This window comes from Paraburkholderia fungorum (genome assembly GCF_046027605.1).
GTDB lineage: Bacteria > Pseudomonadota > Gammaproteobacteria > Burkholderiales > Burkholderiaceae > Paraburkholderia > Paraburkholderia fungorum_F.
Genome location: NZ_JAQQEF010000041.1, coordinates 34521 through 48075, shown reverse-complemented (window position 1 = coordinate 48075; position 13555 = coordinate 34521). Strand labels below are relative to the sequence as shown.

The window sequence follows — 13555 nt, the reverse complement described above, 5'->3', positions numbered from 1 at the left end:
GCGAAGGCGAAGGCGAAGGCGAAGGCGAAGGCGAAGGCGAAGGCGAAGGCGAAGGCGAATAGACGATACACGCTGCGGCTACGTCGCGAAATGAAATGTGAGCGCGGAAGCGCAGAGATCATTCAAGGGGAGCCCGTGGCCCCGGCGTGAATGAACGAAGCCGCGTGTTCTCGATGGCCCCTTCTGGCGAGCACGCAGTGCGAGGCGGGAAGTATGACGCCCTTGTCACTTACGTCGAATGTGCGAGGGCACAGATTCCAGATGCACCACTGCCCCCTCCAAGCCAGGGGACCCGCTTAAGAATTGGCGATTTGAGCCGCTTTCTCTTGCCTACTTCTCTTTGCGGCGGCAAAGAGAAGTAGGTGCCCGCCCCGCACAGGGGCGACGCTAATACACCAATAAGAAAACAAGGAAAGGCCAACGCCGCAGGCGAACAGACGAATAAGCGCCGCGCAGGCAACCACTTCAAGAAACGGCCAACGCCATAGGCAACCCGACAAAGCGCCGAGCAGGCAACCACTTCAAGGAAAGCCCAACGCCGTAGGCAATCAGACGAACAAGCCCCCACATGAAACCATGCTCAAGAAAAACCCAACGCCGCAGGCATCTTATTCGGGCAACTCAGCCGCCCCCATCCTCCTCGCGATCACGCGCGACCGCTGCGCCAGATACCCCGAGCCTCTGTGCTCATCAAAATACTTAGGCTGCGGCAGCATCACCGCCAACCTTGCCGACTGCGCAGCAGTCAATTTCGCAGCAGAAGTCTTGTAGTAATAATGCGCGGCCGCCTCCGCGCCATAAACCCCATTCCCCCACTCCACGGAGTTGAGATAAATCTCGAAGATCCGCTGCTTATCCATCAAGGTCTCAAGCATCCACGTAATGATCAGCTCCTGCCCCTTGCGGATATAACTCTTCTCCCGCGACAAAAATAGATTCCGCGCCAGCTGCTGGGTAATCGTCGAGCCGCCCCGCACAATCTTGCCCTTGGCCTTATTGCGCTCCCACGCCTGCAAAATGGCGTCCGTCTCGTAGCCGTTGTTATTCACGAAATTCGCATCTTCGGAAGCGATAATCGCACGCTTCAGATTGTGCGAAATCTGCTCATACGGCACCCACGTATGCTGCACCGAAAGATCAGGCCGATCCTCCGATAAGCGCCACGCATCCGATCGCATGAATGCCGTCGACTGGGGATTCACGTAATTCCACAGCGCGATCTGCGCGAAATAGAACGCCTGCGTAGCGAACCACGCAATTGCCACCACGGCCCCCAGATAAATCACCCATCGCACCGGACCTGGCCGGCTCCCGCGCCGTGTTGCTGTCATCGTGACTGGAGCCCTCAGGTCGGTGAATTGACGTATTCCGGAAAGTAATGCAGCAATCTAGGCGCGCGACGGCGCCGTCAGCAGCGCGCGCAATTCGGCCAGCACCGGTGCGCCGTCCGGCCGCACGCCACGCCACACGTAGAACGATTCGGCGGCCTGCTCGACCAGCATGCCGAGACCATCGGCGCCACGCGCACCGAGCTTCCGCGCATGCTCCATGAACACCGTCGGATGCGCGCCGTACATCATGTCATAAGCAAGCGTGCCGCTGCCGAACGCACGGTCGTCGCACTCGGGCAACGAAGCATCCAGACTGCCCGCCGTCGCGTTGACGATCACGTCGTACGTCCCCGCTTCAATCGCTCGCGCACTGCCGCCGCTCAGACGGCAAACGGCGTCGCGCGCAGCGTCGGCGAACTGCGCGACCAGAGCTTCCGCCTTCGCCGCGGTGCGGTTGACGATCGTCAGCGTATGCGGCGCGCGATCCAGCATCGGCAGCACGACGCCACGCGCAGCACCGCCTGCACCAAGCAACAAAATCCGCGCGCCCTTCAACGGCACACCAAGATTCACCTCGATGTCGCGCACGAGGCCAAAGCCGTCCGTGTTGTCGCCGTAGACACCGTTCCCATCGAAGCGCAGCGTGTTCACCGCGCCCGCGGCCGCCGCGCGCGGCGACAAGCTGTTAGCGAACGCGTGTGCGTCGAGCTTGAACGGCACCGTAACGTTCAAGCCACATCCGCCCGCTTCAATAAAAGCCCTCACGTGCGGCACGAAAGCATCGACCGGCGCAAGCAAATGGCCGTACTCGATCGGCTCGCCGGTCTGCGCGGCAAAGCGGCCATGAATGAACGGCGACTTGCTATGACCGACCGGATTGCCGATGACCGCGTAGCGATCGCGTGATTCGCTAACGCTCATCTTCCTGGCTCCGCCACGTGCTGCTGATCCGCTGGTGCGTCGCTGGCAGGCGCGCCGTTTTCGGCGTCGCCCTGTTCAGCCGCGCCGCCGTCGAGGTCCGCTTCGGCTTGCGCCTCGGCTTCGCCTTCGGCGCTTTCATCGGCCACGTCGATGATTTCCTCTTCGCCCTCGTCGGCTTCCTCAGCTTCGCTGCCGCTCGTCACGGTCGGCGCGTCGAGCACGTGCAACAGGCGCACGGAAGCTTCGACGGTCAGTTCGTCGAGCGACATCACTTCCATCTGCAAGCGCGTGCCACGCGCGTGCACACCGAGACCCGGCACGTGCAGCAGTAGCGGAATTTCCTCGAGGCGCACGAGATCGCCCTTCACCACCGACGCCACCACCTGCTTGCGGTTCTCCTGCTTCAACCACCTCAGGCACCAGAAGTACTCCATGCGGCGCTGGTGATCGGCATACGCGGTGTAGGTGTCGTCGAAACCTTGCACGACGGCGAACAGATCGGCGTCCTTTGGCTTGAAGGGTGCGGCCAGTTTCGCGGTCACGCCATGCTGTACGCAGGCGAGCAATTGCCACTGGTTCACGAGGTCGACGTAGCGGCGCAGCGGCGATGTGCTCCACGCGTATTGCGTGACGCCCAGCCCCTCGTGCGGCGCGGCGTTGGTCTGCATGCGGGTGCGCTTCGGGCCGGTCGGCGCGCCGAACGCGCGCTGCGTACGATAGATGCCCGGCACACCATGGTCATGCAGGAACGCACCCCACGACGAGTTGGCGAGAATCGCGAGCTCCGCGACGATCGTGTCGAGCGGCGACCCGCGCCGACGCGGCGTGATCGTGACGTGCTCGCCTTCCACATAGAAGTTGAAATCGGTGTTGCGTTGCACTTCACGGCGCAGGCCGTAACCGGCACGCGCGGTCTGACGCTTTTCGAACAGCGCCTGCGCGAACGGCCACAGCACGGCAATGTCTTCCTTGTGCGGATAGTCGCCGGTGCCGGCGGCGAGCGCTTCTTCGGTGACCAGCTCGTCCAGCGTGTTGTGGCGCAGATTGTTCTTCACGAACACACGCTCGGCGCGCGTTTCGCTTGCGACGATTTCCTGTGTCTCGCGATTGATGATCACATACAGCGACAACGCCGGCCGCAAGCCGCCTTCAGCCAGCGTGAATGCTTCGACGACGCTATCGGGCAGCATCGTGATCTTGTCGCCAGGCATATAGACGGTCGACAAGCGCGTGCGTGCAATCTCGTCGACCTCGTCGCCACGCACAATGCCGAGGGCCGGCGCGGCGATGTGCACGCCGATCCGCACACGGCCGTCGGCCAGATGCTCGACGGAGAAGGCATCGTCGATTTCAGTGGTGGTGACGTCGTCGATCGAGAACGCCTGCACATTGGCTTCCGGCAGATCTTCCGGCAACGTGCCGACCGTGACCGGCGGAAAACCGGTGCCGTGCGGAAAAAACTCCGACAGGAATTTCGCCTCGTGCAGCGCGCGAGCCGACGGAATCCCCCCGCATTCGAGCATCAGGCGCGCCTGCGAGATGCCGCGCGCGGCTGCGGCGCCTTCGAGCGCCTTGTATTCGATCGTGTTCTTGTCGGGCCGGGTGAGCAAAGCCAGCGCCTTGCTGCCGCTAAAGCCTTCCGGCAGACGGCCTGCCTTCAGTTCGTCTTCGTAACCTGCCTGCACCAGCGCCTGCTGACGCTTACGCTCCAGCCCGGCAAGCGCCAGCTTGAGCTGTTCCTGCGGCGCGCGCTGGTACATGCCACGGCCCTTGCGGCGAAAGTAGACCGGCGCGCCGTGCATGCGCAGCACCAGCGCCGCGCGTTCGATCGAGCCGAACGATTCGCCGAAGTATTCGGCGCCCAGCGTCGCAAACGGGAATTCATCTTCCGGCGCGCATTCCCACAGGAAATCCAGATCGATGTCCTGCGCCGCGGCGTCAGCCTGCTGCATCAACTCGCCGGCGCTCGGCTTTTCAAATTCGATCAGCACATCTTTCGCGCGCACCTTGGCGCGGCGGCCACCCGGCAACTCGACCTGAAAAGCATCGCCCTGGCGCGACAGCACGCTGCCCGCCTTGAAACTGCCCGATTCCTCGAAGAAAACGTTCACTCAATACTCTCGTTCTGACTTGCATCCGCCGGCGCGCCCGACTGGGTTCAGCTATCGGTCACTGCGCGCGGCACGGCAACATGTTCGTGGTAGTGGATCCGCGGCGCGATACGCGCGCGCCGGCGGCATGATTCTGGTGATACTCAACGGCCTCGCGGCGCAAACGTCGCGGCCGTGATTGTCAGGCCGCCTCGCGCGGCGCCGGCGGCTCGATGTCTTCGGCGTCGCAAAAGGCCAGCACCGCGTCGACGTATTGCGCGAATTCGCTGATCGCGTGGTCGCTCCCTTCGATCAGCGTAGTGCGCGCGCCCGGATAGTGCGCAAGCATTTCGCGGTAATCGAGCACTTCGTCGCCGGTGGCGGCTATCAAATAATAGCGTTCGGGCCGCGTGATCGACGCGACGCCCAGCGCGCGCAGTTCATCCAGATGATGGGGCTCGACTGTGATGCTGCCGCCGCCGTGCCACAAAGGCTGCTCGCCGAGGTAGGCGCTCAGGTCGCGTTGCGGCACCACCGCCGGGTTCAGCAACACCGTCGGCCAGCCGTGCTTCTCGGCGAGATGTGTGGCGAAGTAGCCACCCAGCGAACTGCCGATCACGGTGACATTTTCCGGTTGAACTGCCGCCACCAGCGATTCGGCGAGCGCCACGGTCTCGAACGGCGAGACCGGCAGCATCGGACAGCACCATTCGTCGCTGCGGCCCAGTTCGACGAGGCGTGCCGCCAGCACGCGCGCCTTGAACGAATTAGGCGACGAGCGGAAACCGTGCAGATAAAGGATCACGAAGTGCCTCGCGCGGAGAGGGCCGCGGATAACGCATCAAGCAGCTTCTGATGAACGCCGCCGAAGCCGCCGTTGCTCATCACCAGAATCTGGTCGCCGGGGCGCGCTGCGTGGACGACTGCTTTGACCAGCGCGTCGAGATTGTCGAAAGACTGCGCCCTGCCGCCGAGCGGCGCGAGCGCTTCGCCGAGATTCCAGCCGAGTGCGTCGCGACCGGCCGGTGCTCCGTAGCCGAACACGAGGTCGGCGTCGGCCAGACTCGCCGGCAATTGCGCCTTCATCACGCCGAGCTTCATGGTGTTCGAGCGCGGCTCCAGCACGGCCAGGATGCGCGTGTTCTCGCGGCCGACGCGCGCGCGCAGTCCGGCCACCGTGGTTTCGATCGCCGTGGGGTGATGGGCGAAATCGTCGTAGACGGTCACGCCGTCGACGCTGCCGCGCACTTCCATGCGGCGCTTCACATTGCGAAAGCTCGCCAGCGACTTCGCGGCCACTGCCGGCGGCACGCCGACATGCCGCGCGGCGGCGATCGCGGCCAGCGCGTTCATGCGGTTGTGCTCACCCTGCACCTGCCACTCGACCACGCCGACGCGTTCGCTGTTGTGATACACGGCGAAACGCTCGTCGACCGTCTCGCCGTCTTCCGCAGGCAAGGTTTCCCAACCGCCTTGCACGCCGAAGCGCTCGACTTCGCTCCAGCAACCGCGCGTCAGCACGCGCTCCAGCGCGTCTTCGCGACCATTTGTCACAATCCGGCCGATGCCCGGCACCGTGCGGATCAGATGATGAAATTGCGTTTCGATCGCAGCCAGATCCGGGAAGATGTCGGCGTGATCGAATTCAAGATTGTTCAGAACCGCGGTCTTGGGGCGATAGTGAACGAACTTGGAACGCTTATCGAAAAAGGCCGTGTCGTACTCATCGGCTTCGATCACGAAGAAGCTGGAGTCGGTGAGCCGCGCCGACACGCCGAAATTCAGCGGCACGCCGCCGATCAGGAAGCCCGGATTGAGACCCGCGTCGTCGAGCAGCCACGTCAGCATCGAACTGGTGGTGGTCTTGCCGTGCGTGCCGGCCACCGCCAGCACCCACTTGCCGTTCAGCACATGCTCGCCGAGCCATTGCGGACCAGAAACGTAAGGCAGGCCGCGATCGAGGATCGCTTCCATCAGCGGGTTGCCGCGCGAGACAACATTGCCGATCACGAACAGGTCGGCGTTGAGGCCGTTCAACTGGTCAGCGTCATAACCTTCGATCAGACGAATGCCTTGCGCCTCGAGCTGCGTGCTCATGGGCGGATAGACGCCGGCGTCGCAGCCCGTCACGGTGTGGCCCGCGCCGCGCGCGAGGACCGCCAGTCCGCCCATGAACGTGCCGCAGATACCGAGGATGTGGATGTGCATAAGCCTGTCGTGCCGCGCGGGCGTATTTTGCGAGGGATGGGAGTGCAGAGAAGCGGCCGAAACGACCGTCTGCAAAGGACGCTATTGTAACCGACGCCTTTCCATCGCCCTATGAACCGGGCCACCGGGGTGGCCGCCCGGCCCGAGCACGCCAGGCACCCGCTGCGAACCACCCAGAAAGGGCTGTCATCAATCTCTAGTATGATTGAGAGATGGTTCGCAAATCACATTTCGATCCGCAGCGCGTGCGCGAGGAAATCGCCATCGCGGCTGCCCGGATGATCGCTGAAGACGGTCTGGACTACGCAACGGCCAAGCGTAAAGCGGCACGGCAGGTAGTCGGGGAGAGTCGTGTTGCCGGCGAATGGCTGCCGGATAACGACCAGATCGAAGAAGAAATTCGTGAATATCAGTCGCTTTTCCAAGGCGACAGCCAGCCTGCGCTGTTGCGGCGGTTCCGCCACATTGCGATCGACTGGATGGAACGGCTCGCGCCGTTCAATCCGTATCTGACAGGCGCGGTGCTCGGCGGTACGGCCGGCGAACACTCGGATATTCACCTTCAGGTGTTCTGCGACAACCCGAAAGAAGTCGCGATCTACTTTCTGAACGCCAACATTCAATACGACGTGTCGGAGACGCGGCATTTTGCCGGTCGCGGCTACGTCGAGACGCTGAGCTTCCTTTGGCGCCCCACGGACGAAGCGCGCGATGCGGAGCCAGTCGGCATCCACGTCGCGCTGTACGAAACGGATGACTTGCGCGGCGCGGTACGGGCCGACGCGCGCGGCCGCACGGCCCGCGCGAATCAGCAAGCCGTTCAGGCGCTGCTGGACAGTAGCGACGTCACCTCTCCAACTAATTAATTAGACAGAGCTGGAATGAATACGACACGGATTCTGGCAGGGGCGCTGGTGGCGGTCGCCGCTGCGGGCGGCGGCGTGCTGGCCAATCACTGGCTGAACGGCGACCCCGAAGTCGCCCATGCGGCGCAGCGAGCTTCACCCCAAAGCGCGGTTGAACAGTTGTGGGCCGCCCCGGTCACCAGCGTCGACGGCAAGCCGCAAACGCTAAGTTTGCTTAAAGGCCATCCAATCGTCGTCAACTTCTGGGCGTCCTGGTGCGGACCGTGCATCGAAGAAATGCCCGCGCTTTCCCAACTTCAGCGCGACTATGCGAAAAAAGGCATCCAGTTCGTAGGACTTGGCGTTGATTCGGATAAAAATGTGCAGGCGTTCCTGCAAAAAGTGAAAGTGGCCTACCCGATCTATGTGACCGGATTCGGCGGCGCCGACCTGGCGCGCGCGTTCGGCAATAACGCCGGCGGCCTGCCCTTTACCGTTGTCATCGACGCAAAAGGCAACATCCGCTCGACAAAATTAGGCCAAATCGACCCGCAAGCGCTGAAGCAGACGCTCGACGCGCTCTAGATTTCACATTCGTTTGACGATCAGATAGGGGCAAAACGCGCGAAATTACGCGCAAATCGCTCAAATTTGAGAGAAGATGGGCGCCGGGAGCAGCGGCAAAAGGCCGCCGAGACCGTTCCGAACGCGCAGGAAACTAGACAAGTTTCTCTAATCAGCGCTAAAGTGCGCCCAATTCCACGGAAAAAGAAGCGACCATGACGCGACTGCTGGTACTGCACGGCCCCAACCTCAACCTTCTCGGCACCCGGGAACCTGAGGTCTACGGTCGGGTGACGTTGCCGCAGATCGATCAGGCACTGGCGGACCGCGCCGCGGACGCAGGTGTCGAACTCGCGTCGTTCCAGAGCAATCATGAAGGGGCGCTCGTCGATCGCATCCAATCCGCCCGGACTGAACAAACCGATTTCATACTGATCAATCCCGCCGCGTACACGCACACCAGCGTGGCCATTCGGGATGCACTGGCGGGGGTCGGCATCCCGTTCGTCGAGATTCATCTGTCGAACGTACATCGCCGCGAACCGTTCCGGCATCACTCATATTTCTCCGACCAGGCTGAAGGCGTGATTTGCGGCCTCGGCTGGAAGGGGTACATGTACGCACTCGAATTCGCGCTCGACCGGCTCGCCGCCGGTTCGTCGCGCGGCTGATTCCAAACACGTCCAATTTGAGCCGGGTACTGCGATTGCACGCGCCGGCACTTTACGCATTGAAAGGGGCTTCCTGATGGATCTACGTAAACTGAAAACTCTGATCGACCTCGTCTCGGAGTCCGGTATTTCCGAACTCGAAGTGACCGAAGGCGAAGGCAAGGTCCGCATCGTCAAGAATGCGCCGCCGGTTTACGTGCAGCCGTCCGCTTCGTATGCGCCGCAATATGCCCAGCCGGCTCCTCTGGCAGGCGAAGCCCCCGCCGCGGCAGCCGCACCGGCTACGCCGGCCGCCGCCGCGCCGCAAGGCCATGTGGTGACCTCGCCGATGGTCGGCACGTTCTACCGCGCGCCGTCGCCAGGTGCGGACCCGTTCGTCCAGGTGGGCGACACGGTCAAGGAAGGCCAGACGATCTGCATCATCGAAGCGATGAAGCTGCTCAACGAAATCGAGTCGGACAAATCTGGCGTGGTGAAGGAAATCCTCGTCGAAAACGGCCAGGCGGTCGAGTACGGCCAACCGTTGTTCGTGGTCGGCTAACGCGGCACGCGTTGCGCCTGCCGCCCGCGCGCCTGCCCTCCCGAGGCGCGCGACCGATCCTCTGAGGCAGCCTGAGTTGTGATCAACCGGGCGCCTATTGATGAGTCGAAAACCCGCTATGTTTGAAAAAATCCTCATTGCCAATCGTGGCGAGATCGCGCTTCGTATCCAGCGCGCCTGCCGCGAACTCGGCGTCAAGACCGTCGTCGTCTATTCGGAAGCCGACAAGGAAGCCAAGTACGTGAAGCTCGCCGACGAGGCGGTCTGTATCGGCCCGGCACCTTCGAATCTGAGCTACCTGAACATGCCGGCGCTGATCAGCGCGGCAGAAGTGACGGACGCCGAAGCGATCCACCCCGGCTACGGCTTCCTGTCGGAAAACGCCGACTTCGCCGAGCGCGTCGAGCAGTCCGGCTTCACCTTCATCGGCCCGCGCCCGGAAACCATCCGGATGATGGGCGACAAGGTGACCGCCAAGCAAACCATGATCAAGACCGGCGTGCCGTGCGTGCCGGGGTCCGAAGGCGCGTTGCCGGACGATCCGAAAGAGATCGTGAAAATTGCCCGCCAGGTCGGCTACCCCGTGATCATCAAGGCCGCCGGCGGCGGCGGTGGCCGCGGCATGCGCGTGGTCCACACGGAAGCGGCGCTGGTCAACGCGGTCAACATGACGCGCGAAGAAGCCGGCCGTGCCTTCGGCAATCCGCAGGTCTACATGGAGAAATTCCTGGAAAACCCGCGGCACATCGAAATCCAGATCCTCGCCGACTCGTTCAAGAACGCAGTCTGGCTGGGCGAACGCGATTGCTCGATGCAGCGCCGTCACCAGAAAGTGATCGAGGAAGCGCCGGCGCCGGGCATCGCGCGCCGGTTGATCGACCGCATCGGCGATCGTTGCGCGGACGCCTGCAAGAAGATGGGCTATCTTGGCGCGGGTACGTTCGAGTTCCTGTACGAAAACGGCGAGTTCTACTTCATCGAAATGAACACGCGCGTGCAGGTCGAGCATCCGGTGACCGAGCTGATCACGGGCGTCGACATCGTGCAGGAGCAGATTCGTATCGCGGCCGGCGAGAAGCTCGCGTTCCGTCAGCGCGACATCGTGTTCAAGGGTCATGCGATCGAATGCCGGATCAACGCTGAAGATCCGTTCAAGTTCATTCCGTCGCCGGGACGTTTGACATCGTGGCATATGCCGGGCGGCCCCGGCATCCGCGTCGATTCGCATGCCTACAATGGCTATTTCGTACCGCCGAACTATGATTCGATGATCGGCAAGCTGATCGCTTACGGCGCGACGCGCGAGCAGGCGATCAAGCGGATGCGCATCGCGCTGTCGGAAATGGTGGTGGAAGGCATTCAGACCAACATCCCGCTGCACCGCGAGCTGATGCTGGACGCGAAATTCGTCGAAGGCGGCACCAGCATCCACTACCTCGAAAACCGGTTGGCCGCGAAGCAGCAAGCCGCACCGGAAGAAGCGTAACTCATGAGCTACCGGGAACTGATCGCCGAGCTGGCACGCGAGCACGCGGAGGAGTTCTCCGACGCGTTGCTCGAGTTGGGTGCGCTGTCCGTATCGGTTGAAGATGCGGACGCCGACACGCCCGACGAGCAGCCGCTGTTCGGCGAGCCCGGTCTCACGCCGGATCGCACGGCTTGGCAGCGTTCACGGGTGATCGCCCTGCTCGCGCCGGAACAGGAGCCGGCGGTGCTGCTCACGGCCGCGGCCAATGAGATTGGGCTGGAAACAGCACCCTCGTTTACTGTTCGTGAAGTCGAAGAACAGGATTGGGTGCGTCTCACGCAATCGCAGTTCGATCCGATTCCGATCGGCGAGCGCATCTGGGTCGTGCCCTCGTGGCACGATGCACCGGACCCTGACGCGCTCGTGCTGGAACTCGATCCTGGCCTCGCATTCGGAACCGGCAGCCATCCTACGACACGTCTGTGCATGGAATGGCTGGAGCAATCGGTCAAGCCGGAGCAATCCGTGCTCGACTACGGCTGCGGCTCGGGCATCCTCGCGATCCTCGCGAAGAAGTGCGGCGCCAACCCGGTGTACGGCATCGACATCGACCCGCAAGCGGTCGAATCGGCGCGTCACAACAGCGAGCGCAACCGGGCAGAAGTCACCTACGGCTTGCCCGACGAATGCCCCACCGGCGAGTTCGATATCGTGGTCGCCAATATCCTGTCCAATCCGCTCAAGCTGATGGCCTCGATGCTGTCGTCGAAGGTCAAGCCGGACGGCCGTATCGCACTGTCCGGCATTCTGGCGCGGCAAGCGGACGAAGTGGCACAGGTCTACGCACGGTGGATCGACATCGGCGTATGGCGCGAACACGAAGGTTGGGTATGTCTAACGGGAACGCGCCGCGAAAGCCATTAGAATAAGGCGTATTGTCCAACCAACAGCCTTTCGGCTTACCGGCTCAATATGCTCCTGGCGACGCGTTGCCCCTTCTGCGATACCGTCTTCCGCCTGCAACCGGCGCAGCTCGCGCTGCGCCGCGGCCTCGTACGCTGCGGGCATTGCCATGAAGTATTCGACGCATCGAGCAGCCTGTTCGAACTGAACGAGAACGGCGACTTCTCGTCCGCCAAGCCGGTTGCCGCGGCTGCGGCGATCGAGGCGTTGTCCGGCGTACGCCCCAAGGGCCCCGATTTCAGCGCCGAAGCATGGGATCCGTGGGCCCCCGCGCCCGACGCCACGATCGACAACCGCCTGCTTCACAACGCCGGCAATCTGACGCTCACGCCGGTTTCCACCGATGCGGGCGTCGCGGTCACGCCGCGTCACGCCACCGAGCCGGAACTGCCGGCGAACGCCGTCACGACCCCGATTCCTTCCGACCACGAGCCCATCCTCGCGGACGCGCCGCTCGACCCCTTCGCCTATGAAGCCGATGCGCCGCCAGACATCCCGAGGGAGCCTTTCGCTTATCAGCCCGAGCCGCCTGCGGAACAATCGCCGCGGGTCTGGCATAAGACCGAGCGCCCTTCTGACCATCTTGCGGATGCCGACGAACCGGTCTTGAAGGAGTCGGCGACTTTGCATGGCATTCCTGACAATGAACCGCATTTTGGCGCGGCCGGCGCGGGTGGCCTGGGCGGCGGCTCAGGCACAGCAGGCCCAGCCACAACCGGATTGGGATCGAGCGGCGAACCCTTCGCGGTTCAGCCCGTGCATGACGGCGTCGATCCCTTCCCGGTAGTGCGTGAAACGCGCCCCGCCGAACCGCGCCGCGTGGGCTGGATCATCTTCGGCTCGGTGATCGCCGTGCTGCTGGTGATCGCCTTGCTCGCGCAACTCGCCTGGTGGCAACGCGAAACCGTGCAGGTCTACTTCCCCCGTTCGCAGACGCTCTATGCAAAAGTCTGCGCGCAGCTGGGCTGCCAGATCACGCCGCCGCACGACATCGACGGTTTGCAGGTCGAACCGTCCGATCTGCGGCAGATCGACGGCCCGCACAAGCTCGAACTGAAGATGCCGCTGCGCAACCGCTTCAATGTGGCTCTGGCCTACCCGGCCATCGAACTCACGCTGCTCGACGACCAGAACAATGTCGCCGTGCGCCGCGTGCTGTGGCCGCAAGACTACGTCCCACCCGGCACGCCGATCGCGGCCGGCCTGGCGGCGCACACGACCCAGATCATGATCGTCCACCTCGACACGGGCAATGCGGTCGCTTCCAATTTCCGCGTACAGATTTTTTATCCGTAACGCATCCTCGCGCGCCCGGCACTGACCGGGCGTATTCACCGTCATTACTGACGAATTTTCGGAGCACAACAACATGAGTCAAGTCACGCTGGGTGGCAACCCGATCGAAGTAGCCGGCACCTTCCCGTCGGTGGGTCAGAACGCGCCCGCCTTTTCGCTGGTCGGCAAGGATCTGAAGACGTTGTCGCTCGCCGATTTCGCCGGCAAGCGCAAGGTGCTGAACATCGTCCCGAGCCTCGACACGCCGACCTGCGCGACGTCGACCCGCAAGTTCAACGAAGCCGCAGCCAAGCTGAGCAACACGGCGGTGATCGTCGTGTCGGGCGACCTGCCGTTTGCCGCATCGCGCTTCTGCACGACTGAAGGCATCGAGAACGTGGTGACGGCGTCCACGTTCCGCGGCCATGAGTTCGCTCAAGCCTATGGCGTCGACGTGACGAGCGGCCCGCTGACGGGTCTGACGGCACGCGCCGTGGTCGTGCTCGACGAGAACGACAAGGTCGTGCACGCTGAACTGGTCGGCGAAATCAAAAACGAGCCGAACTACGACGCCGCACTGGCCGCGCTGAAGTAACCCGCATTGAAATAAGCTTTCGCGCACGAACCCCGGCGCCGCGCTTCATGCGCGGCGCTGTCACATCGTCGCGCCCATTCTCT

At 63.0% G+C, this 13555-nt stretch carries 13 protein-coding genes; 8 read left to right on the top strand and 5 right to left on the bottom strand.

Features of this window, described 5'->3' with window-relative positions; all coding sequences use genetic code 11:
* Nucleotides 1-608 precede the first annotated feature (608 nt).
* From mtgA to mpl, 5 genes are all read right to left on the bottom strand, one after another.
* On the bottom strand, nt 609-1331 hold the full coding sequence (gene mtgA / locus PQR53_RS36445; protein WP_408465076.1) for a monofunctional biosynthetic peptidoglycan transglycosylase: 723 nt from the start codon (nt 1329-1331) through the stop codon (nt 609-611).
* A gap of 57 nt (nt 1332-1388) precedes the next feature.
* The gene (gene aroE, locus PQR53_RS36440) at nt 1389-2252 is read right to left on the bottom strand and encodes a shikimate dehydrogenase (RefSeq protein ID WP_408465074.1); all 864 of its coding nucleotides are present in this window, start codon (nt 2250-2252) and stop codon (nt 1389-1391) included.
* Entirely contained in the window at nt 2249-4363 is a 2115-nt protein-coding gene (locus PQR53_RS36435) for a ribonuclease catalytic domain-containing protein (protein ID WP_408465072.1), read from the bottom strand. Before PQR53_RS36435 ends, aroE begins: the two co-directional genes overlap by 4 nt.
* A gap of 181 nt (nt 4364-4544) precedes the next feature.
* Nucleotides 4545-5147 carry a YqiA/YcfP family alpha/beta fold hydrolase gene (locus tag PQR53_RS36430; protein WP_408465070.1) on the bottom strand — a complete coding sequence of 201 codons (603 nt, stop codon included), beginning with the start codon at nt 5145-5147 and terminating at the stop codon, nt 4545-4547.
* The gene (mpl, locus tag PQR53_RS36425; protein WP_408465068.1) at nt 5144-6550 is read right to left on the bottom strand and encodes a UDP-N-acetylmuramate:L-alanyl-gamma-D-glutamyl-meso-diaminopimelate ligase; all 1407 of its coding nucleotides are present in this window, start codon (nt 6548-6550) and stop codon (nt 5144-5146) included. Before mpl ends, PQR53_RS36430 begins: the two co-directional genes overlap by 4 nt.
* Nucleotides 6551-6762: 212 nt before the next feature.
* Here mpl and PQR53_RS36420 point away from each other — a divergent pair, with 212 nt between their 5' ends.
* The 8 genes from PQR53_RS36420 (at nt 6763) to tpx (ending at nt 13472) form a co-directional block, all read left to right on the top strand.
* Entirely contained in the window at nt 6763-7416 is a 654-nt protein-coding gene (locus PQR53_RS36420) for a UDP-N-acetylmuramate--alanine ligase (RefSeq protein ID WP_408465066.1), read from the top strand.
* Nucleotides 7417-7431: 15 nt separating this feature from the next.
* On the top strand, nt 7432-7980 hold the full coding sequence (locus PQR53_RS36415; protein ID WP_408465064.1) for a TlpA family protein disulfide reductase: 549 nt from the start codon (nt 7432-7434) through the stop codon (nt 7978-7980).
* 194 nt (nt 7981-8174) lie between these two features.
* Nucleotides 8175-8630, top strand: a complete 456-nt coding sequence (gene aroQ / locus PQR53_RS36410) for a type II 3-dehydroquinate dehydratase (protein WP_074765826.1) — start codon at nt 8175-8177, stop codon at nt 8628-8630.
* Between the two features lie 76 nt (nt 8631-8706).
* Nucleotides 8707-9171, top strand: a complete 465-nt coding sequence (gene accB / locus PQR53_RS36405; RefSeq protein ID WP_408465062.1) for an acetyl-CoA carboxylase biotin carboxyl carrier protein — start codon at nt 8707-8709, stop codon at nt 9169-9171.
* Between the two features lie 118 nt (nt 9172-9289).
* Nucleotides 9290-10657 carry an acetyl-CoA carboxylase biotin carboxylase subunit gene (accC, locus tag PQR53_RS36400; protein WP_408218543.1) on the top strand — a complete coding sequence of 456 codons (1368 nt, stop codon included), beginning with the start codon at nt 9290-9292 and terminating at the stop codon, nt 10655-10657.
* Nucleotides 10658-10660: 3 nt separating this feature from the next.
* The gene (prmA, locus tag PQR53_RS36395; protein ID WP_408465060.1) at nt 10661-11563 is read left to right on the top strand and encodes a 50S ribosomal protein L11 methyltransferase; all 903 of its coding nucleotides are present in this window, start codon (nt 10661-10663) and stop codon (nt 11561-11563) included.
* 48 nt (nt 11564-11611) lie between these two features.
* The gene (locus tag PQR53_RS36390) at nt 11612-12898 is read left to right on the top strand and encodes a DUF3426 domain-containing protein (protein WP_408465058.1); all 1287 of its coding nucleotides are present in this window, start codon (nt 11612-11614) and stop codon (nt 12896-12898) included.
* Between the two features lie 73 nt (nt 12899-12971).
* The gene (tpx, locus tag PQR53_RS36385) at nt 12972-13472 is read left to right on the top strand and encodes a thiol peroxidase (protein WP_323046448.1); all 501 of its coding nucleotides are present in this window, start codon (nt 12972-12974) and stop codon (nt 13470-13472) included.
* Nucleotides 13473-13555: the final 83 nt, after the last annotated feature.

Coding starts and splice junctions, on each gene's coding strand:
- mtgA (WP_408465076.1), bottom strand. CDS start 1,331: ATGACAGCAACACGGCGCGGGAGCCGGCCAGGTCCGGTGCGATGGGTG.
- aroE (WP_408465074.1), bottom strand. CDS start 2,252: ATGAGCGTTAGCGAATCACGCGATCGCTACGCGGTCATCGGCAATCCG.
- mpl (WP_408465068.1), bottom strand. CDS start 6,550: ATGCACATCCACATCCTCGGTATCTGCGGCACGTTCATGGGCGGACTG.
- PQR53_RS36420 (WP_408465066.1), top strand. CDS start 6,763: ATGGTTCGCAAATCACATTTCGATCCGCAGCGCGTGCGCGAGGAAATC.
- PQR53_RS36415 (WP_408465064.1), top strand. CDS start 7,432: ATGAATACGACACGGATTCTGGCAGGGGCGCTGGTGGCGGTCGCCGCT.
- aroQ (WP_074765826.1), top strand. CDS start 8,175: ATGACGCGACTGCTGGTACTGCACGGCCCCAACCTCAACCTTCTCGGC.
- accB (WP_408465062.1), top strand. CDS start 8,707: ATGGATCTACGTAAACTGAAAACTCTGATCGACCTCGTCTCGGAGTCC.
- accC (WP_408218543.1), top strand. CDS start 9,290: ATGTTTGAAAAAATCCTCATTGCCAATCGTGGCGAGATCGCGCTTCGT.
- prmA (WP_408465060.1), top strand. CDS start 10,661: ATGAGCTACCGGGAACTGATCGCCGAGCTGGCACGCGAGCACGCGGAG.
- PQR53_RS36390 (WP_408465058.1), top strand. CDS start 11,612: ATGCTCCTGGCGACGCGTTGCCCCTTCTGCGATACCGTCTTCCGCCTG.
- tpx (WP_323046448.1), top strand. CDS start 12,972: ATGAGTCAAGTCACGCTGGGTGGCAACCCGATCGAAGTAGCCGGCACC.